This window comes from uncultured Pseudoxanthomonas sp. (genome assembly GCF_947498795.1).
Taxonomy (GTDB): Bacteria; Pseudomonadota; Gammaproteobacteria; order Xanthomonadales; family Xanthomonadaceae; genus Pseudoxanthomonas_A.
Genome location: NZ_CANMLQ010000003.1, coordinates 234026 through 252739, shown reverse-complemented (window position 1 = coordinate 252739; position 18714 = coordinate 234026). Strand labels below are relative to the sequence as shown.

Annotated in this window: 18 protein-coding genes; 4 read left to right on the top strand and 14 right to left on the bottom strand. The window is 67.3% G+C overall.

Going from position 1 to position 18714, the window contains the following annotated elements; all coding sequences use genetic code 11:
* Window positions 1-47: 47 nt before the first annotated feature.
* Complete coding sequence (locus Q0907_RS10550) at window positions 48-1667, bottom strand: hypothetical protein (RefSeq protein ID WP_299344334.1); 1620 nt, start codon at window positions 1665-1667, stop codon at window positions 48-50.
* Between the two features lie 296 nt (window positions 1668-1963).
* Window positions 1964-3586 (bottom strand): hypothetical protein, encoded by a 1623-nt coding sequence (locus Q0907_RS10545; RefSeq protein ID WP_299344331.1) that lies wholly within the window; start codon window positions 3584-3586, stop codon window positions 1964-1966.
* Window positions 3587-3725: 139 nt separating this feature from the next.
* Between Q0907_RS10545 and Q0907_RS10540 the strand changes: the two genes are divergently transcribed.
* Window positions 3726-4181: a nucleoside deaminase gene (locus Q0907_RS10540; RefSeq protein WP_299344328.1), complete on the top strand. Its 456-nt coding sequence runs from the start codon at window positions 3726-3728 to the stop codon at window positions 4179-4181.
* Window positions 4182-4189: 8 nt separating this feature from the next.
* Here Q0907_RS10540 and Q0907_RS10535 read toward each other — a convergent pair whose 3' ends face one another.
* The 11 genes from Q0907_RS10535 to Q0907_RS10485 all read right to left on the bottom strand — a co-directional run bounded on the left by Q0907_RS10535 (window position 4190) and on the right by Q0907_RS10485 (window position 14911).
* Window positions 4190-4528, bottom strand: a complete 339-nt coding sequence (locus Q0907_RS10535) for a zinc ribbon domain-containing protein YjdM (protein WP_299344325.1) — start codon at window positions 4526-4528, stop codon at window positions 4190-4192.
* A gap of 112 nt (window positions 4529-4640) precedes the next feature.
* Window positions 4641-6032 carry an ATP-dependent protease ATPase subunit HslU gene (gene hslU, locus Q0907_RS10530; RefSeq protein ID WP_299344322.1) on the bottom strand — a complete coding sequence of 464 codons (1392 nt, stop codon included), beginning with the start codon at window positions 6030-6032 and terminating at the stop codon, window positions 4641-4643.
* Between the two features lie 38 nt (window positions 6033-6070).
* A complete protein-coding gene (gene hslV, locus Q0907_RS10525) occupies window positions 6071-6622 on the bottom strand; it encodes an ATP-dependent protease subunit HslV (protein WP_056879246.1) in 552 nt (183 codons plus the stop codon).
* Between the two features lie 201 nt (window positions 6623-6823).
* Window positions 6824-7702, bottom strand: a complete 879-nt coding sequence (gene xerC / locus Q0907_RS10520; RefSeq protein ID WP_299344320.1) for a tyrosine recombinase XerC — start codon at window positions 7700-7702, stop codon at window positions 6824-6826.
* A gap of 41 nt (window positions 7703-7743) precedes the next feature.
* Window positions 7744-8418, bottom strand: a complete 675-nt coding sequence (locus Q0907_RS10515) for a DUF484 family protein (protein WP_299344317.1) — start codon at window positions 8416-8418, stop codon at window positions 7744-7746.
* Window positions 8415-9245, bottom strand: a complete 831-nt coding sequence (gene dapF, locus Q0907_RS10510) for a diaminopimelate epimerase (protein WP_299344314.1) — start codon at window positions 9243-9245, stop codon at window positions 8415-8417. The genes Q0907_RS10515 and dapF overlap by 4 nt, the downstream gene beginning before the upstream one ends.
* Before the next feature lie 25 nt (window positions 9246-9270).
* Window positions 9271-9480: a lipoprotein gene (locus Q0907_RS10505; protein ID WP_299344312.1), complete on the bottom strand. Its 210-nt coding sequence runs from the start codon at window positions 9478-9480 to the stop codon at window positions 9271-9273.
* A 40-nt stretch (window positions 9481-9520) separates the two neighbouring features.
* Window positions 9521-9925 (bottom strand): YbaN family protein, encoded by a 405-nt coding sequence (locus tag Q0907_RS10500; protein WP_299344309.1) that lies wholly within the window; start codon window positions 9923-9925, stop codon window positions 9521-9523.
* A 252-nt stretch (window positions 9926-10177) separates the two neighbouring features.
* Entirely contained in the window at window positions 10178-12349 is a 2172-nt protein-coding gene (locus Q0907_RS10495; RefSeq protein ID WP_299344306.1) for a S9 family peptidase, read from the bottom strand.
* A gap of 65 nt (window positions 12350-12414) precedes the next feature.
* On the bottom strand, window positions 12415-14520 hold the full coding sequence (locus Q0907_RS10490; protein ID WP_299344304.1) for a prolyl oligopeptidase family serine peptidase: 2106 nt from the start codon (window positions 14518-14520) through the stop codon (window positions 12415-12417).
* A gap of 76 nt (window positions 14521-14596) precedes the next feature.
* Window positions 14597-14911, bottom strand: coding sequence for a hypothetical protein (locus Q0907_RS10485; RefSeq protein ID WP_299344302.1), 315 nt, complete (start codon window positions 14909-14911; stop codon window positions 14597-14599).
* A 142-nt stretch (window positions 14912-15053) separates the two neighbouring features.
* Here Q0907_RS10485 and Q0907_RS10480 point away from each other — a divergent pair, with 142 nt between their 5' ends.
* On the top strand, window positions 15054-15638 hold the full coding sequence (locus tag Q0907_RS10480; RefSeq protein WP_299344299.1) for a lipocalin family protein: 585 nt from the start codon (window positions 15054-15056) through the stop codon (window positions 15636-15638).
* Between the two features lie 115 nt (window positions 15639-15753).
* On the opposite strand, the gene Q0907_RS10475 is transcribed toward Q0907_RS10480, so the two are convergent.
* Window positions 15754-16725 carry a YafY family protein gene (locus Q0907_RS10475; RefSeq protein ID WP_296279228.1) on the bottom strand — a complete coding sequence of 324 codons (972 nt, stop codon included), beginning with the start codon at window positions 16723-16725 and terminating at the stop codon, window positions 15754-15756.
* A 339-nt stretch (window positions 16726-17064) separates the two neighbouring features.
* On the opposite strand from Q0907_RS10475, the gene Q0907_RS10470 reads away from it, so the two are divergent.
* Window positions 17065-17658 (top strand): hypothetical protein, encoded by a 594-nt coding sequence (locus tag Q0907_RS10470; protein ID WP_299344296.1) that lies wholly within the window; start codon window positions 17065-17067, stop codon window positions 17656-17658.
* A gap of 152 nt (window positions 17659-17810) precedes the next feature.
* A complete protein-coding gene (locus Q0907_RS10465; RefSeq protein WP_299344293.1) occupies window positions 17811-18713 on the top strand; it encodes a DUF481 domain-containing protein in 903 nt (300 codons plus the stop codon).
* Window position 18714: the final 1 nt, after the last annotated feature.

Sequence of the window (18714 nt, the reverse complement as noted above, 5' to 3'; positions counted from 1 at the left end):
ACGCGGCGGTGCAGCGCGCCCCACCCGGTTGCGCGATCGCGCGTGGCTCAGCGTTCCATCCAGGTGCACAGGGGCGCCACGCGCAACAACGACGGCAGCGCGTCGCAGGCGCGCCGGCGAGGCGGGGTCGCCGCGCGCGCGGCCGGGGTGGGGACCGACGGTGCCGGACGCGACGCCGGCGGCGAGGACGCTGCGACCGTCGCGGGACGCACCAGCACCGGCGCCGGCGAACTCATCGAGCGCGGCTTCGGCCCGATCCGCACGACGAAGCCGTCGGCCGTGGCGGAGACCACTTCCACCCAGTGCAGTTCATCGGGCGTATTCCAGCGTCCACCGACCTTCAGCATCGATCCTTCGTTGCTGGAATAGTTGGCCGCCGGCGTATCGCGATCGACGCTGTAGGCGATGCCGTAGTCTTCCAGCTTGTGGATGATCACGGCATCGCCCGCCAGCTTGGCCTCGTACGTGCCGGTACGGCGGCGCGCCTCCAGCGTGTAGATGACCGTCCTGTAGGGGTCGGGCTGCGCAGGCAGGGCCAGCACCACCAGCTGCGTGTTGGTCGTCTTCAGCACGCTGCCGGCATCCAGCACGAACTCCATCGTGTCGCGATTGTCGGCAGCCACGACGCGCTTGCGCGCGGCGGGCAGCCAGCCGAGGCGCTCGCGCTGGTACATGTTCGGGTGCTTGGGCAGCAGACCGTACGTGGCGTCGCTGGTCGCATTGCGCCACGCGTCGCTCATCACGTCCCAGGGATTGTCGTAGGTGTCGCTGTCGCCGTCGGAATTGTTGGAATGCGGCAGTCCGTAGCCGTGCCCCATCTCGTGCGCCAGCGGCGCGAGATTGGCGAACGACCACGGCGGACTCCACGTCACGCGCGTGCACGTGTAGACGCCGTCCAGCGTGGTGCAGGCACCGCCGCCCCACGCATTGCCGTCCAGCTCGCCGTTGAACATCAGGTTGACACCCTGGATGCCCGCGAACCCGACCTCGGCATCGGCCGCCGCGGCACAGTCGGCGAACAGTTCGGACAACTGCGCCTTCTGCTTGCCATTGACATCGGCCAGGTACGCGGAGCGCGGCTTCGGCAGCGTGTACCAGCCATGCGCGGAACTGCCGGCAAGGCTGACCTGGCCGTACGACACTTCGGACCAGTAATGGCCCAGCTGGCCCGGCGCGGTGCCGTACTGTTCCTGGAAATAGCTGCGCGGTTTCTGCTCGGCGTCGATGTCGGCGAACTTGCACATCAGCGTGATCCAGCGCGTCGCGCCCAGGATAGGCGCGGACGCCATGACGCGGCCGTCGGCTCCGGCTGCGAGCGCACGCGGTTTCAGGGTGTCGGTGGGCACGATGGCGCTGATCGACGGCGCGACGCTGGCCGACGCCATCACCTTGGCGCCGGCAGCCACGTCGCCGTGCGTGGCGTACGACACCGCTACGCGGCGGTTGGCCAGCGCGTAGAGGTCGCCCGCCGCACGCTTGGCCTGTCCTACGTCCAGGCGCAGGCGCTGCCCGGGCCCCATGTCGAGCCACGCATCGAGGTGCGGCACCGCCTGGACGCGACCGGGCAATGCACGCGGCGGATCCGCCCACTGCAGCTGCAGCGTTCCCTGCACCACCGTCTCCGCACGCAGCGGAAGATGCGGAACGATGCATCCGATGATCGACATTCCGACGGCGAACAGTGCGCGGCAACGCGTTCGCCGGATGTCGCCCGATCCGTGTGTGACCACGCGCGACCCCATTCATGGAAGCGGGTCGAAATGACGCCGCCATGGTCGGGTGTCGGCGGGAATCACGAGGTCTTGAGGGCGCGGAACCGCACGAACGCATGTTTCTCGCGCGGATGTTCCGAACTGCGATGCAGGTCAGCATTCGCGCGCGAACCGCCTTCGCTTTTCGTCGATCGACGCCGTCGCGCGCCGCGTCGGGGATATCCGCATCGCGTAGGGGAAACCCCTACGCGTCAGCGCTCGCGCACGTTGCAGTTGGCAGTTCTTCCACCCTGCCGCGCGCTGCATCGCGAGGGCGCCACGTCACGCCCGGCGGCATCGCGCCCCGGTGGCGTGGTGGTGGACGCGGGTGTCGACGACGCCGACACCGTGGCGGGCTTGACCAGCGCGGGCAATGGCCCCCCCGTTACCCGCGCGGGGCCGACGGTCACCACGAAGCCGGTGGCGGTCTGCGCCTTGATCATGACCGCGTAGGAAGCATCGGGCGTGACCCAGCGCTCGCCCACCTTGAACATCGAGCCTTCGTTGTTCGAGCGGTTGGCCGGCGGCACGTCGGCATCGACACTGTAGGCGGTACCGGAACGTTCGATCTTGTGGATGATCACCGCATCGCCGGCGAGCCTGCCCTCGTACGTGCCCTCGCGCTTGCGAGCTTCCAGCGTGTAGACCACCGTCGCATAGGGATCGGGCTGGGGCGACAGCGAAAGCACCAGCATCTGCACGTTCGCCGACGCCGCCAGGTGCGCATAGTCCAGCGTGATGTCGCGGGTGGCCAGGTCGCCGAGCATGACGACCCGCTGGCGCGGCGCATCGACCCAGCTCAACCGGTTTCGCTGGAAGATGTTGATATGCTTGGGGCGCGTGCCATAGGTCGCATCGCCCACCGCGTTGGACCAGCCATCGCTCATGACGTCCCACGGATTGTCGTAGGTGTCGTCGTCCCCATCGGAATTGTCCGAGTGCGGCAAACCGTAGCCATGCCCCATTTCGTGCGCCAGCGGCGCGAGGTTGCCGAAGGACCAGGGGGGGTTCCAGGTGACCCGCTTGCACAGGCGCACGCCACGCACCGTCGCGCAGCTCTGTCCGCCCCACGCATAACCATCGAGCAGGCCATTGAACATCATGTTGATGCCGACCGGCGTACTCAGGTCGAGCGTCGCCGGCGCCGCGGACGCGCAGTCGGCGAACAGCTTGTTCAGATCCGCCTTCTCCTTGCCGTCGACCATGGTGACGTAGGTCGAGCGCGGGCTCGGCAGCACGTACCAACCATGTGCCGTGCTGCCGGTCAGGTTGATCTTGTTGTAGGACACCTCGCGCCAGTAGTGCCCGAGTTGGCCCACGCCCTCGCCATACTGCGACTGGAAGAACGCCTGGTCCTTCTGCTCCTCTGCCACGTCGCTGAACTTGCACATCAACGTCACCCAGCGCGTGGTCCCGCTGATGGGAGCGGCCGCCATCACCCGCGCGCTGGCGCCCTGCACCGGCGCGGACTGGGTGACGCGGTCCGCGGGCACGATGGCCTGGATCGCGGGCGCGGACGACATCACGCGACCCTGCGGCGCGAACGCCACGGCGACGCGGCGATTGGCCAGTACGTAGAGATCGCCGGCGGCCAGCTTCGCCTGCGCGGGATCGAGCGCGATGCGGCTGCCGTCGTCCCTGAGCAACGAGGCATTGAAGCGGGGCGCGAGCCGGGGTTGTCCTGCGGCAGCGCGCGGCGGGTCGCCCCACTCCAGTTGCAACAACCCCTGCTCGATCGTCTGCGCCTGCACACCCGCTGCCTGCGACAACCCCAGCAGGAACCCCACCGCCAACCCGGCGGTACGGCGCGATACGTCCTTGAATCCCCTTTTCACGCTCCCGACTCCCCTGGTCACCGTGCGCGTCACGCGGCACGTCGAGTGTTCTAACCAGTCCGGCGCACGCACGCCGTGAGTGGCATCACACTCTCCACCATGTGATGCTGCGCGCCCGACCACCCTGATCGACGCCGCCATGAGCACGACGCCCGACTATCGCGCCCTACTCGAGACCGCCATCGCCGAAGCCCGCCAGGGCCTGGCCGAAGGCGGCATCCCGATCGGCGCGGCGCTCTACCACCAGGACGGCCGACTGCTGGGCTGCGGCCACAACCGCCGCGTCCAGGAAGGCGACCCTTCCGTGCACGGCGAAACCGATGCCTTCCGCAAGGCCGGCCGCCAGCGCCGCTACCGCGACACCATCATGGTCACCACGCTGGCCCCTTGCTGGTACTGCAGCGGGCTGGTGCGCCAGTTCAACATCGGCACGGTGGTCGTGGGGGAGTCGGTCACGTTCCAGGGCGGCATCGAGTGGCTGCGCGAGTCCGGCGTCACCGTCATCGACCTGCAGAGTGAGGAATGCATCACCATGCTGGGCGACTACATCCGCGCCAATCCCGAGGTGTGGAACGAGGACATCGGCGAGGACTGAGGTTCGCCTCAGGCCTTGCGCACGAACTCCGACTTGAGCTTCATCGCGCCGATGCCATCGATCTTGCAGTCGATGTCGTGGTCGCCGTCGACCAGGCGGATGTTCTTGACCTTGGTGCCGACCTTCACCACCAGCGACGAACCCTTCACCTTCAGGTCCTTGATGACGGTGACGGTGTCGCCATCCTGCAGCAGGTTGCCGTTCGCGTCCTTGATGACGCGCGCTTCATCGCCGGCGACGGCGGCATCGGCAGACCATTCGTGGCCGCACTCCGGGCACACCAGGTGGCCGCCGTCCTCGTAGCTGTACTCGGACTGGCATTGGGGGCACGGCGGCAGAGTCGACATGGCGGATCGGGAAGCGAAGCGGGCCGCGATTGTCGCATGCGTAGCGTGCGCCGCGCGCACGACCGCGTATCGAGGGGTTCATGCGGTCGTGCGCAGGGCGCACGCTACGTTGTTACAGGATGTAGCGGCTCAGGTCGGGGTCCTGCACCAGTTCGCCGAGATGCGCATCGACGTAGGCTCGATCGATGACCACGCTCTGGCCATCGCGGTCGGGCGCCTCGTAGCTCAGCGTGTCCAGCAGGCGCTCCAGCACCGTATGCAGGCGGCGCGCGCCGATGTTCTCCTGGCGCTCGTTGACCAGCGCGGCGATCTCGGCGAGACGGTCGATCGCATCATCGCTGAAACGCAACGCGACGCCTTCGGTCTTCATCAGCTCCACGTACTGCTTGCTGAGCGCCGCCTTCGGCTCGGTGAGGATGCGGATGAAGTCGTCCTTGCTCAGTGCCGACAGCTCGACGCGGATCGGGAAACGACCCTGCAGCTCCGGGATCAGGTCGCTCGGCTTGGCCAGATGGAAGGCGCCGGAGGCGATGAACAGGATGTGGTCGGTCTTCACCGTGCCGTACTTGGTCGATACGTTGCTGCCCTCCACCAGCGGCAGCAGGTCGCGCTGCACGCCCTCGCGGCTGACATCGGCTCCGCCGACGTTGCCGCTGCGCTTGGCGACCTTGTCGATTTCGTCGATGAAGACGATGCCGTGCTGCTCGCAGGCCTCGATCGCGGCCGCACGGATGTCGTCCTCGTTGACCAGCTTGCCGGCTTCCTCTTCGACCAGCTGCGGGCGCGCCGCCTTGATCGTCACGGTGCGCTTGTGGGTCTTGCTGCCGCCCAGGTTGGAGAACATCTGGCGCAGTTGCTGGCCCATCTCCTCCATGCCCGGCGGGGTCATGATGTCGACGCCGACGTTGGCGGAGAGCTCAAGTTCGATCTCGCGCTCGTCCAGGTCGCCATTGCGCAGCTGGCGACGCAGCTTCTGCCGCGTCTCGGATTCCTTCGACGACGGTTCCGCGCCGATGTCGACGGTGGTGGTGGCGGTGTTCGCGCCGAAGCCGAACCCGCCGCCGGCGCCCTCGCGACGCGGCAGCAGTGCATCGAGGATGCGGTCTTCCGCACGCTCTTCGGCCTGGGTGCGCATGCGCGCCTTGGCCTGCTCGCGGTACATCTTCACCGCGGTGTCGGCCAGATCGCGGACGATCTGCTCGACGTCCTTGCCCACGTAACCGACTTCGGTGAAGCGCGTGGCCTCGACCTTCACGAACGGCGCGTTGGCCAGGGTCGCCAGGCGGCGCGCGATCTCGGTCTTGCCGACGCCGGTCGGGCCGATCAGCAGGATGTTCTTCGGCATCACTTCGTTGCGCAGGCCGTCGTCGAGCTGCATGCGGCGCCAGCGGTTGCGCAGCGCGATGGCCACCGCGCGCTTGGCAGCCTGCTGGCCGACGATGTGGCGGTCGAGTTCCTGCACGATCTCGCGCGGGGTCATGGTGGATGAAGTGTTTTCTGTCATGGGGATGTAGTCGTTGGGATGCGAGCGGGCGTCGGAGCTCAGAGCTCTTCGACCACCACGTTGCGGTTGGTGTAGATGCAGATGTCGCCAGCGATGTTCAGCGACTCGACGGCGATGGACTTCGCATCGAGCTCGGTGTGGGCGAGCAGCGCGCGCGCGGCGGACAACGCGTAGGAACCGCCCGAGCCGATGGCGATGATGCCGTCCTCCGGCTCGATGACGTCGCCGGTGCCACTGATGATCAGCGAGGTTTCCTTGTCGGCGACGGCGAGCAGCGCTTCGAGCTTGCCCAGGCGGCGCTCGGTGCGCCAGTCCTTCGCCAATTCCACGGCCGCGCGTGTCAGCTGGCCGTGCTTCTCCAGCTTGGCCTCGAACAGTTCGAACAGCGTGAACGCGTCCGCCGCGGCGCCGGCGAAACCCGCCAGCACCTGGCCATCGCGACCGAGCCGGCGCACCTTGCGCGCATTGCCTTTCATGACCGTGTGGCCCAGCGTCACCTGGCCATCGCCCGCGACGGCGACATGCCCATTGCGGCGCACGGACAGGATGGTGGTGGCGTGGAAGACGTTCGGATTCTGGCTGGGGTCCATGGAGGCCTCCGGGGTGTTCCACCAGAAGTGGGGACGCCGCTCCGCGGTTCAAGCATGACCTTTGGGTCCACGATATGGACTTGAAGCGGCCGGCAGTAGGCTGGGATGAAGCAACGCGTAATCCCAGCGCGCCAGAGCCAGATCGCTTACAACGCTGGGATTTCGCGTTGCTTCATCCCGGCCTACGGCTCTACGGCTTCCCTATTTCTTGCGCTTGGCCCGCGGATGCGCGGCGTCGTAGACCTTGGCCAGGTGCTGGAAGTCCAGGTGCGTGTAGATCTGCGTGGTCGCGATGTCGGCGTGGCCCAGCAGCTCCTGCACGCCGCGCAGGTCGCCCGAGGATTCGAGGATGTGGCTGGCGAAACTGTGTCGCAGCATGTGCGGGTGCACGTGCTTGAACAGGCCTTGCCGCTGCGCCAGCTGCTTGATGCGGATCTGCACGGCGCGTTGCGAAAGGGGACCATCGGCACGGCCGGGAAAGACGAAGCCCTCGTTGCCGGACGGTCGTTCCTGTCGCCATTCGGCCAGCGCGTTGCGCGCATGCGAGCCGACCGGCACCTTGCGCTCCTTGCTGCCCTTGCCCAGCACGGTGACCATGCCACCGGCCATGTCCAGGTCGCGCCACCGCAGGGCGCACAGCTCGCTCAGGCGCAAGCCGGACGAATAGAAGAGTTCGAGCAGTGCGCGGTCGCGCTTGCCCAGGGGCGCATCGGTCGGCACTTCGACCAACCGGACGGCCTCGTCGGCATCGAGCACCTGCGGCAGCTTGCGCGGCGCCTTGGGCGCGCGCAGCGCTGCGGCGGGACTCGCGGCCACGCGGCCATGTTTCAACAGCCACTGGTAGTAGCTGCGACACGCCGAGAGCCGCCGCTGCAGGCTTTTCGGCGACAACCCACGACGGTGCTCGCTAGCGACGAACGTGCGCAGCTGCTCCGCATGTACCTCAACGAGGTGGACGATGCCCTGGGCCTGCGCCCATTCCGTCAACGCGGCGAGGTCACGCCGGTACGCGTCCAGCGTATGCGCGGAGACGCGGCGCTCGACCTCGAGATGGGCAAGGAAGTCGGCGACTGCGTACATTCCGGTGGTCCGTCATTCCCGCAACGGGCGTCAGCGCGCGCTCAACCATCGAACCGCTTCAGCGCCGTCACCAGCGTCTCGCCCATCATGCGCAGGAACAGCGTGCCCATGCCGGGGTAGAAACGATTGCCATCGCGGCTGCCGACGGCGACCAGGCCGATGCCGGGCAAGGGCAGCAGCGCCGAGGACGCCACTTCTTCCGCGCGCGCGCCATACAGCAGCACATGCTTCTCAGGTTGCAGGCGCCCGCAGATCGGCTCGCCGTCGCGCAGGCAGTCGCGGAAAGGGGCCATGTGCGGGTTGTCGGCCGGGATGACCTGCAGCCACTCGCCTTCGTCCAGCCCGGCCACTGGCTGCAGCAGCACGATGCTGACGCGGTCGCCGTTGAAGTCTTCGGCCAGCGACGCCGCCATCGCGCGCACGGTGTCGGCCGCGGTGTTCTGTTTCATGAGCGTGAGCGCCAGCTGGTGCGTGCGCACGGCCAGGCGCTCGTTTTCCTGTGCATTGGCGAACAGGTCGCCGAGGCGCTTGGACAACTCGCGGTTCTTGTCGCGCAAGACTTCCAGCTGATAGCTGGCCAGCGACGCCGTGGGGCCTTCGTCGCGCGGTACCACCATGCTCAGCGCGAGGTCGGGGAACTGCTTCAGGAAAGTCGGGTGGCGACGCAGCCACGCTGCGACCTCGTGGGCGCCCAGTTTTTCGAGTGTCTCGCTCATGCTTTCCATTCCCCTTCGAATACGAATGCCGCCGGCCCGGACATGATGACCTGCGCGTCGTCGGACGGCCAGCGGATGCGGAGCTCGCCACCCGGCAGCACGATGGCGACGTCGCGATCCACGCGACCTCGACGGATCAGCACGGCCGCGGCCGCACAGGCGCCGCTGCCGCAGGCGAGCGTTTCGCCGACGCCGCGCTCGTAGACGCGCAGGCGAACGCGGTCGCGCCCGACCACTTCGGCGAACCCGACGTTGACCGATTCCGGGAGGTGCCACGAGCGTTGCAGCAAGGGGCCGTAGTGCAGCACCGGGGCGGCATCGACGGACGGGACCTCGATCACCGCGTGCGGGTTGCCCATCGACACCGCGCCGAAGCGCAGCCGCACGCCTTCGTCCACATCCGCGTCGTACTCGGCGCGCGCGTCGTCGAAGCCGCGGAGGGGAATGCGCGCCGGCACGAACTCGGGGACGCCCATTGCAACCGCATAGCGATCATCGGCGAGGCGCTCCACCTCGTGCGCTGCCACGGGGCTGTCGACCTGGAAGACCACGTCACCTGCAGCGCCATCGCGCACCAGCCATGCCGCCACGCAGCGCGCCCCGTTGCCGCATTGCTGGGAAGGCGAGCCGTCCGCATTCCAGATGCGGTAGGCCGCGACCGCGCCGGCGCTGCGAGGGGGTTCGATGGTCAGGATCTGGTCGCAGCCCACGCCGCGGTGACGATCGGCGAGCGATGCGGCCAGCGCGGCATCCGGGGGCGGCAGGCCGTGGCGCAGGTCCAGCACGACGAAGTCGTTGCCGGCCCCATGCATCTTGGTGAAACGCATCGACGTGCTCCGCGCGTGCGTCGACTCAGCCATTCCCGTCGGTGGCGGGCACCGTCGCGGGGTCGATCGGCGGGTCGGCGGGGACGCCATCGGTCGCAGGCTGCACGGCGTCGGCGGGGGCCACGGGCGCTTCTTCGACCGGCTTCTCCGGCATGAACAGCGGGCCCTTGGCACCGCAGGCGGAGAGGACCGCCATCACGGCGGCGGCAAGGACAAGGCGGGCATTCCGGTTCATGGCGCGAGTATAGCCACAGCCCGATGAATGCGGTGGGCGCTCAGTCGGGGCTTGGCGGCTCGGGACGCCGCCACAGCCATGCATCGACCGTGGCCATGCACGCAAGGGGAAGCGCGACCATCCACCACCGGTGCGATCCGGTCCACAGCATCAGCGTGACCAGGAGGGCGGCACAGGCGAGCATCGCCCACGTCGCCGCCCACTTGGCGCGCCGCGACACCGCGCGATGCAGGTGCCAGTCGTGGATCATCGGGCCGAAACGCGGGTGCGTGACCAGGTAACGATGCAACCGGTCCGAACCGCGCGAGGCCGCATAGGCCGCGATCAGGATGAACACCGTCGTCGGCAACCCGGGCACGAACACGCCGAGGATGCCCATGCCCAGGCTGGCGTACGCCAGCAGCCACCACGCCCAGCGGAACCGGGCGGGCCTGGGATCGGGCATATCGCGGGGTCTGGGGGAAGACGTATCGGGCACCGCGCCCTTGTACCCCAAATCCGCCGCCGATGGCGCGAACACGACGTGCGCGCAGCGGACGACCGCGCCCCACCTCGCCATGGCCCACCTCTCCGTTCCGCTGCTGTTCTCCCCGGGTTATCGGCGGGAGGGCCGCAACACTGGAGCGCCGCTCATCGGCTGGCCGTGAAAAAGAAAAAAGCCGGGTTGCCCCGGCTTTCTTCGTGCTCGCATGGCGGCTTACCTCGACGCCACGCCCAGCTGGTCGAGCATGAAGGCGTACATCTCCGCGCGCTCGCGATACTGGCGGAAACGGCCGGACTTGCCGCCGTGGCCGGCTTCCATGTTGGTGCGGAACACGACCGTATTCTTGCTGGTGTTCAGGTCGCGCAGGCGGGCGACGTACTTGGCCGGCTCCCAGTACTGCACCTGCGAATCCCACAGGCCGGTGCCGACGAACATCGCCGGATAGGCCTTGGCCTGCAGGTTGTCGTAGGGCGAATACGTGAGGATGTAGTCGTAGTAGCCCTTCTCTTCCGGATTGCCCCACTCGTCGTACTCATTGGTGGTCAGCGGAATGGTGGGGTCCAGCATCGTCGTGACGACGTCGACGAACGGCACTAGGGTCAGGATGACCTTGTACTTCTCGGGCGCCATGTTCGACACCGCGCCCATCAGCAGGCCGCCGGCGCTGCCACCCATCGCGGCCACGCGATCCTTGGCGGCATAGCCTTCCTTCACCAGGTAGTCGGTGACATCGATGAAATCGGTGAAGGTGTTGACCTTGTTGTAGAGCTTGCCGTCGTCGTACCACGCGCGGCCCATTTCCTGGCCGCCGCGGATATGGGCAAGCGCGTAGACCACGCCCCGGTCCAGCAGGCTGACGTTGGTGATGCTGAAGTTCGGGTCCATCGACGCGCCATAGCTGCCGTAGGCGTACTGCAGCATCGGCGCCTTGCCGTCGCGGGCGACGTCCTTGCGGTACACCAGCGTCACCGGGATTTTCGTCTTGCCGTCGCGGGCCGGTGCCCACACGCGCTCGGTCACGTACTTCGAGGCGTCGTAGCCGGGCACGGGCTGCTGCTTCAGCTGGCGGCGCTCGCCGGTCTTGGTGTTGATCTCGTAGGTCGTCGCCGGCGTGGTCATCGACGTGTAGCTGTAACGCAGCCAGTCGGTGCCGGTTTCCGGATTGGCCGACAGCCCCATCGAGTACGCCGGCTCGTCGGCCTTGACGTAGTCGCTGCTGCCATCGGCCTTGATCACGCGCAGGCTCTCCAGCGCGTTGGCGCGTTCGGCCACCACGCTGAAACCGTCGAACAGTTCGAAGCCCTCGACGAACACGTCACTGCGGTGCGCGATCCAGTCCTTCCAGTCCTTGCCCGAGGTCGAATCGGTCGGCGCGGTCACGATCTTGAAGTTGGTCGCGCCATCGGCATTCGTGCGGATAACCCAACGGTCGCCGAGGTGGTCGGCCTGGTATTCCACATCGCGCTCGCGCGGGGCCAGCACGGTGAACACGCCCGGGCTCGCGGCCGGCGTGCAGCGCATCTCGGACGACACGGTACTCTCGACGCTGATGCAGATGAACTTGTCGTCGCGGCTGCGGCCGATGCCCATGTAGAAGCTGTCGTCTTCTTCTTCGTAGACCAGCGTGTCCTGGCTGGCCGGCGTGCCGAGCACATGCGACTTCACCCGTTTGCTGAGCAGGGTCTCGGGGTCCTTGTCGACGTAGAACAGCGTGCGGCCGTCGTCCGACCACACCAGGTTCGGTTCGGCGTTGGTGACCGTATCCGGCAGGAGTTCACCGGTGTCCAGGTTCTTGAAGCGGATCGTGTACTGGCGGCGGCCATTGGTATCGTCGGCGTAGGCGAGCAGGCGGTTGTCCTGGCTGACCTCGTAGTCGCCGACGTTGTAGTAGTCCTTGCCGGCGCCCAGCGCGTTGACGTCCAGCAGCACCTGCTCGCCGGCGAAATCGCCGGCCTCGTTGGCCTTCTGGATGGAGACCGCATCCATGCCCGGGGCGTCCTTGCGGCGCGCATGCACCGGATAGTCCTTGCCGGTCACGAAGCGCGCGTAATACCACCAGCCGCGCTCGCGGTAAGGCACGCTCGCATCGTCCTGCTTGATGCGGGCGACGACCTCGTTGTACAGCTTGTCCTCCAGCGGCTTCAACGGCGCCATCACCGCGTCGGTGTAGGCGTTCTCGGCGTTGAGGTACGCCAACATCTCCTTGTTCTCGCGCTTGTCGTCGCGCAGCCAGTAGTACTCGTCGTTGCGCTCGGCACCGTGGGGCGCCTTCACCACGTGCGGCTTCTTGGCCACGTCGGGCGGGGTGGCGCTGGCGCCAAGCGCGGAGGTGATCGGTGTGCTCATCAGGACGGTCGCGGCAAGCAGGAAGGAAGTCGGCTTCATGGATGGGGTCCGGGATTGCGGGTTGCAATGGCAGCGCCCCTCCGCGAGGGAGGGGCGCCAGGCACTTACTTGGACAGCTGTTGCCAGAGGAAGGTGTAGGCCAACGCGCTCATGTGCGCGGCCTGGGCGTTGTTCGCCGCGCCGCCATGGCCACCCTCGATGTTTTCGTAGTAGCGCACGTCCTTGCCGGCGTCCAGCATCATGGCCGCCATCTTGCGGGCATGGCCGGGATGCACGCGGTCATCGCGCGTCGAGGTCATGAACAGGGTGGGCGGATAGTCCTTCTTCGCGTCGAACAGGTGGTACGGCGAGAAGGTCTTGATGAACTCCCAGTCGGACGTGTCGGGATTGCCGTACTCGGCCATCCACGACGCACCGGCCAGCAGGTGGCTGTAGCGCTTCATGTCCAGCAGCGGGACCTGCACCACCACCGCACCGAACAGTTCCGGGTATTGCGTGAGCATGTTGCCGGTCAGCAGGCCGCCGTTGCTGCCGCCCTGGATGCCCAGGTGCTTCGGCGAGGTGATCTTGCGGGCGATCAGGTCCTGCGCGACCGCCGCGAAGTCTTCATAGGCCTTGTGGCGATTGGCCTTCAGCGCCGCCTGGTGCCAGCGCGGACCGTACTCGCCACCGCCACGGATGTTGGCGACCGCGTACACGCCGCCCTTCTCCAGCCAGCCCTTGCCGACGCCGCCGGAGTAACCCGGGGTCATCGAGATCTCGAAGCCGCCGTAACCGTACAGCAGCGTCGGCGTGCTGCCGTCGTACTTCAGGTTGTCCGGGCGCACGAGGAAGTACGGAATCTTGGTGCCGTCCTTGGACGTGGCGAAATGCTGTTCGATCTTCTTGCCCGAGGCATCGAAGAAGGCCGGCATCGACTTCAGCTGTTCCGGCTGCTGGCCCAGTTCGACCAGCGACAGCGTGGTCGGGGTCAGGTAGTCGGTGACGGTCATCCACACCGCATCGCTGTCGTCGCTGTCGACCGCACTGACACTGATGGTGCCGAAGCCCGGCGCGCCGGTGAAGGCGCTGGTCTTCCAGCCCGTCGCCGACGGCGTCAGGATGCTGAGCTTGTTCTTGACGTCGTCCAGCACGTTCAGCACCACGTGGTTCCTGGTGACCGACATGCCGGCGAGCGAGGTCGTCGGGGTCGGTTCGAAGAGCACGTCGAACGTGCGCTTGCCGGCCATGAAGTCGTCGAACTTCGCCGCCAGCAGCGAGCCTGCCGCATAGGTCTTGCCACCGACGGTCCACGGCTCGCGCAGTTCCAGCGTCAGCCACTCGCGGAACACGCCCTTGTTGGCGGAATTCGGCGCGTCGACCTTGGCCAGCGTGCCATCGGCGCGACGGAGGTAGAGCTCGTCGTTGTAGAACGCCAGCGTGCGGCTGACGAAATCGCGCTGGAAGCCCGGCGTGTCGTCGTGGTACGCGGCGATGTACATGTCGTCCGGCTTGCCTTCGTAGACGACCTTCGCGCTGTCCAGCGGCGTGCCGCGCTTCCACTCCTTTACGATGCGCGGGTAGCCCGAGCTGGTCATGCTGCCCGCACCGAAGTCGGTGTAGACGTAGACGGTGTCGGCGTCCTTCCAGCCCAGCGCACCCTTGGCTTCGGGACGGTAGAACCCGTCGGCAAGGAACTTCTTGTTGGTCAGGTCTAACTCGCGGGTCTCGTCGGCATCGGCCCCGCCGCGCGACAGCGCGATCAGGCAGCGCGCGTAGTCGGGCTTGCGGCAGTCGGCGCCGTGCCAGACCCAGTTCTTGCCCTCGGCCTTGTTCAGCGCGTCCAGGTCGAGCACGGTCTCCCATTGCGGCTGGGCCTTGCGGTACTCGGCCAGGGTGGTGCGCCGCCACAGGCCGCGCTCGTGCTGTTGGTCCTTCCAGAAGTTGTAGTAGTAGTCGCCGATCTTCTGCACGCCGGGGATCTTGGCGTCGGAATCGAGGATGGCGCGGATGTCCGCTTCCAGCTGCTTGAAGGCCGGGGTCGAGGCGATCTCGGCCTCGGCCTTGGCATTGACGCCCTTCACCCAGTCGAGCTGTTTCTGGCCCTCGACGTCTTCCAGCCAGGCATACGGGTCGTTGGACACGTCAGCCTCCTTGGCGTGCGCGGGGGCGGACAGGGCGCCCGCTACAGCGAGGCCGGCGGCCAGGCAGGCGTGGGTGAGTCTGGGCATGAGGGGTGGCTCCGGAGGTGCAGTTCATGAACATGTCACGCTAGCACAAGGCCCGGAGGCCACCCCCTGCCGAAGGTCAGGCCGCCCGGGACAGACGCGCCGGCGCGGACCGCAGCCGGCGCGCCTGCGGACCGCGACGCCGCCGCGATGCCGCTGCGACGGCAGTAAGCCCCGGCATCCTGAACCGGTGCAGGGCCCACCATGCCACGGCAGGCATCCCCACCAGCCACAGCGGCAGCCAACCCAGCGCGTCGGTGCTGGCGCGCGCCAGCGGCAGCAGCAGTACCAGCGCCACGCCGGTCAGGACCAGCCTGCGCAGCATGCGATCCAGCGTCGCATCGGGACGGTCGGACGATGCCGCGACGGAAGAGACGGAGGAAACGAAGGACATGGCGATGAACTCCTGTGACGTGATGTCGGCTGGACGTCACAGTCGCGCAGGTCCATCTCACGCGTTGCGACATCAGCGGTTAACATCTCCGTCGCATCCTGATGGCTAGCGTGTCCGTATGACGGGGAGAACGGAGTTCCACATGCCCATGCTTTTGTTTTCCCGTGCCGCCCGCTTCGTCCTGTCCGCGTGCCTGCTCTTCGTGGTCGCCGGTTGCGGGCATCGTGGCGCAGTCAGGGAGGATCCCGCGGCCATCGACCTGCCGCGCCTCATGGGTACGTGGCGCGTGATCGCGCACATCCCGTACTTTGCCGAGCGTGGCCACGTGGCGGCGCGGTACGAGTACGCACTGCGCGACACGGACAAGGTCGCCGTGGCCTACCACTACCGGGAAAGCTTCGACGCGCCCGAGCAACAGCGCGATGCACGTGCATCGGTGAAGAAAGACAGCGGCAACCGCGAATGGACCCTCTGGTTCGTCGGCGTCGTGCCGGCCAAGTGGCGCATCGTCGAGGTGGCGCCGGACTATTCCTGGGTGATGGCGGACTATCCTGGCCGCGACATGGGCTGGATCCTCGCGCGGGACGCCACCATGGATGATGCCACCTACCAGGAGCTGGTCAGGAAAGCGCGTGACCATGGCATCAATGCGCGCCAGCTGGTACGCGTGCCGCAGGTGCCGGATCAGGTGGGGACGCCGGGGTTCGGAGCGCCCAAGGAGCCGTGACGAGCGGATCGGGGGAAACCGCTCACGTGCGAGCAACGCAAGTCGCGAAGTTTTTCAGCCCGTCCCGAAGGTGGTCGCGACTTGCTTCGCTCCCACGCGCGTATCACCTGCGGCGTTACTTCTTCTCGTAGTTCGACAGGGCCAGCTCCAGCAGTGCCTTCGCCTGCTCGCGCAGCACGGCAGGCTCGACGATCTCGGCATCGGCGCCGTAATGCAGGATGTCCATCAGCAGCTCGCGAGAGACGCTGTAGGGGATCTTCAGTTCGTAACGGCCATCCGGCAGGTGCCGGCCCTGTTGCTTCGAGTGCCACTGCTCGTCGGCAACCCAGCGCGCGGCCTTGGCACTGAACAGGATCGTCGCCCAGCCTTTCGGTTCGCCGGAGAAGATGCCGTAGCTCGACGCCAGGTGCTGGTTGAGTTCGTCGTTGGGAAGGTCACGGGCGGGTTCATCGACCATCCTCGCGTTGCCCACGCGGTCCACCGCGAAGCTGCGCAGCGCGTTGCGCTCATGGTCCCACGCATCCAGGTACCAGTTGTCGCGGTAGTGGGTGATGCGCTGCGGCGACACCGTGCGGCGCGTGCGCTCGTCGGTGGAGCGTGCCCGGTATTCGAAGTGCAGCTGCTTGCGCTCCAGCACGGCCGAGGCGACGGTGCGGAAGCTGGCTTCGTCCAGCGTGCGGCCGCGATGCGGGATGACGCGCACGCGGTCGACCGGCCACTGGTCGACGCCGGCGTGGTCGGCCAGCAGCCCCTCGATGCGCTTCTGCAGCGGCGCCAGCGCACCGGACAGCACGCCGCCGCCCGTGCGCACCAGCAGCTGCTGCGCGGCGAGCAGGGCATACAGCTCTTCCGAACTCAGCCACAGGCCAGGCAGCTCGAAGCGTTCGCTTTCGGCCGCGTGGTAACGGAAACCCGCTTCGCCGTCGCCCTCGATCGGCGCCATCAACGCATCGCGCAGGTACGCCAGGTCGCGATACGCCGTGGCGCGCGAGCAACCCAGTTCCTCCTGCAGCCGCTTCACGGTGACCGGATAGCGCGCGGCCTTCAGGATGCGGTGAAGGGCGGTGATGCGTTCGATCTTGTCCATGGTCGGCACGGCAGGGGGCGTTCGAGGATTATCACCGACGGGTGGCCGTTTTCGTCGCCTGCCTGCCGTTGGAGACGGTGAAGGGGCGAACGCCGGCGGCGGCTTCGGCCCGTGCGGTGCCTGGTGATGCGGCGTGTCCTCGCCGTCGCGGCACCCTCAACGCACGGACCGAAGGCGCTGTCGCGGTGGGATACACCACGCTTCGTCGCCACTGTGTCGACACCGCCTCCCGTCGGGTCGCGTGCCGAGCGGATAACTGGCAGTTCATTTTGGATGCCACAGACTCCGCCAACGCGATGCGGGGGTGACAGGATGTCAGCAGAAGGCCGGAGCCGCGCCGTGGCGGCCGTGATCGTGGTGCTGATCCATGGAGCGGTGACGTGGGTACTGGTACGCCCCCCGGGGTGGCTTGTCGGGAAGAGTTCCCCGTCACCCGTGCTGCGAGTGCGGTGGATCGAACACTCACGGCCCGCCCTGCCGACCTCGCCGCCCGATGCGCGTGCGACGCCTGCGCCCTCGGCCGATCCTTCCGTACCATCACCTGACCTGGATCGCGTGGCGAGGTCGCTGGATGCCACGCAGCGGCCTCCGGATGTGGCGATCTCCGCATCGACACCCGACTATCTGGCGCAAGGCGCCGCCTGGGCGGCGGAAAGCGCGCCGGCGACCGATTTCCAGCCCGGACTGATGGCCAGCCGTGTTCCGAGGCTACCTGGCGGCGCTTCCGGCGGCCGCTTCCACATGCGCGAGCCACCATCGCCGCACAGGACATTGCAGGCGATCGGCAGGATGCTGGCCGGGCCTGACTACACCACCGACCCCTGTCCGCGCATGCACGACAACGTCCATGGTCTGCTGACCGACACCAGCGATGAGGGGCGCCGGCGGCTGGCGTGGGAACTGCGGGAATACCGGGACCGGTGCCGACCGTGACGGGGTTCCGGGAACAGGCCGGCGGGCGTGGCAGAATCCAGGCCGCGAACCTGAATCGGAACAAGCACTTGGGTTGTGGCCGACGTCTGCCCTGCCTACCATGTAACCGGTTTCAGTCACTCCTTTCTCCGAGATCCGCCATGCCCCCCCGGATGCCCCTTACCCTGCTCGCCCTTGCACTGTCGGCAAGCGGTGTACTGCAGGCGCACGCGACCGATGTGCTGCTGCCCCGCAACGAAAAGGTCGACGCGCCCAAGGCGGGCAAGGGTTTCGGCAAGCAGGAGGGCATGGCGCTTCCGGTGGTCGCGATGGCGGTCCGTCCCATCCCCGAGACCCCCCCGACACCCGCCGCCCCTCCTCCGCCGACCCCCAAGCTCACCGGCGGGGGCGAACTCGGCTTCGCCGCCGCCAGCGGCAACAGCAACAACGAGAGTTTCAACGGACGGCTGGACCTGACCTACACCGATGGCGGCGCATGGCGCCACAGCGGCAGCCTGTTCGGCCTGCACTCGCGCTCGGAATACATGCGCACGCGGGAAGACGGCAGTGCCGTCCGCGACACGCGCACCACGGCCAATCGCTACACGGTGACCGCCAACAGCGCCTACCTGATGGACGATCGCGGCACGCTGAACACCTCGGTGCGCCATGAGAAAGACGATTTCGGCACCTACAGCCGGCAGCAGTCGGTCAGCCTGAGCTACGGCAACCGCGTGATCGAGAACGAACGCGCGCACCTGGACCTGCAGGTCGGGCCGGGCTACCGCCGTGCCTACGACACGCTGGATGCGCGCACGGAAGCCGGTTTCATCGGTCGTGGCCTGATCGACGTGCGCTACGCACTGAGCGAGAACACCGAGATCGTCAACAAACTGCTGGTAGAGTCGGGCGACTACAACACCTTCGCGCAGAACGACCTGGGCGTGTCGGTGACGATGAACTCCCACCTGGCGCTGAAAGCCGGCTGGCAGGCGCGCCACAACAGCGACGTGGCGCCGGACCGCAAGCGCACCGACACGCTGACCACCATGAACGTGGTCTACCGCTTCAAGTAAG

What these genes read in the sequence shown, in the direction of transcription:
- dapF (WP_299344314.1), bottom strand. Translation starts at nt 9,245, where the DNA reads ATGCGTTTCACCAAGATGCATGGGGCCGGCAACGACTTCGTCGTGCTG.
- Q0907_RS10480 (WP_299344299.1), top strand. Translation starts at nt 15,054, where the DNA reads ATGCCCATGCTTTTGTTTTCCCGTGCCGCCCGCTTCGTCCTGTCCGCG.
- Q0907_RS10490 (WP_299344304.1), bottom strand. Translation starts at nt 14,520, where the DNA reads ATGCCCAGACTCACCCACGCCTGCCTGGCCGCCGGCCTCGCTGTAGCG.
- Q0907_RS10550 (WP_299344334.1), bottom strand. Translation starts at nt 1,667, where the DNA reads ATGTCGATCATCGGATGCATCGTTCCGCATCTTCCGCTGCGTGCGGAG.
- Q0907_RS10465 (WP_299344293.1), top strand. Translation starts at nt 17,811, where the DNA reads ATGCCCCTTACCCTGCTCGCCCTTGCACTGTCGGCAAGCGGTGTACTG.
- xerC (WP_299344320.1), bottom strand. Translation starts at nt 7,702, where the DNA reads ATGTACGCAGTCGCCGACTTCCTTGCCCATCTCGAGGTCGAGCGCCGC.
- Q0907_RS10485 (WP_299344302.1), bottom strand. Translation starts at nt 14,911, where the DNA reads ATGTCCTTCGTTTCCTCCGTCTCTTCCGTCGCGGCATCGTCCGACCGT.
- Q0907_RS10495 (WP_299344306.1), bottom strand. Translation starts at nt 12,349, where the DNA reads ATGAAGCCGACTTCCTTCCTGCTTGCCGCGACCGTCCTGATGAGCACA.
- Q0907_RS10475 (WP_296279228.1), bottom strand. Translation starts at nt 16,725, where the DNA reads ATGGACAAGATCGAACGCATCACCGCCCTTCACCGCATCCTGAAGGCC.
- Q0907_RS10540 (WP_299344328.1), top strand. Translation starts at nt 3,726, where the DNA reads ATGAGCACGACGCCCGACTATCGCGCCCTACTCGAGACCGCCATCGCC.
- Q0907_RS10535 (WP_299344325.1), bottom strand. Translation starts at nt 4,528, where the DNA reads ATGTCGACTCTGCCGCCGTGCCCCCAATGCCAGTCCGAGTACAGCTAC.
- hslU (WP_299344322.1), bottom strand. Translation starts at nt 6,032, where the DNA reads ATGACAGAAAACACTTCATCCACCATGACCCCGCGCGAGATCGTGCAG.
- Q0907_RS10500 (WP_299344309.1), bottom strand. Translation starts at nt 9,925, where the DNA reads ATGCCCGATCCCAGGCCCGCCCGGTTCCGCTGGGCGTGGTGGCTGCTG.
- hslV (WP_056879246.1), bottom strand. Translation starts at nt 6,622, where the DNA reads ATGGACCCCAGCCAGAATCCGAACGTCTTCCACGCCACCACCATCCTG.
- Q0907_RS10515 (WP_299344317.1), bottom strand. Translation starts at nt 8,418, where the DNA reads ATGAGCGAGACACTCGAAAAACTGGGCGCCCACGAGGTCGCAGCGTGG.
- Q0907_RS10505 (WP_299344312.1), bottom strand. Translation starts at nt 9,480, where the DNA reads ATGAACCGGAATGCCCGCCTTGTCCTTGCCGCCGCCGTGATGGCGGTC.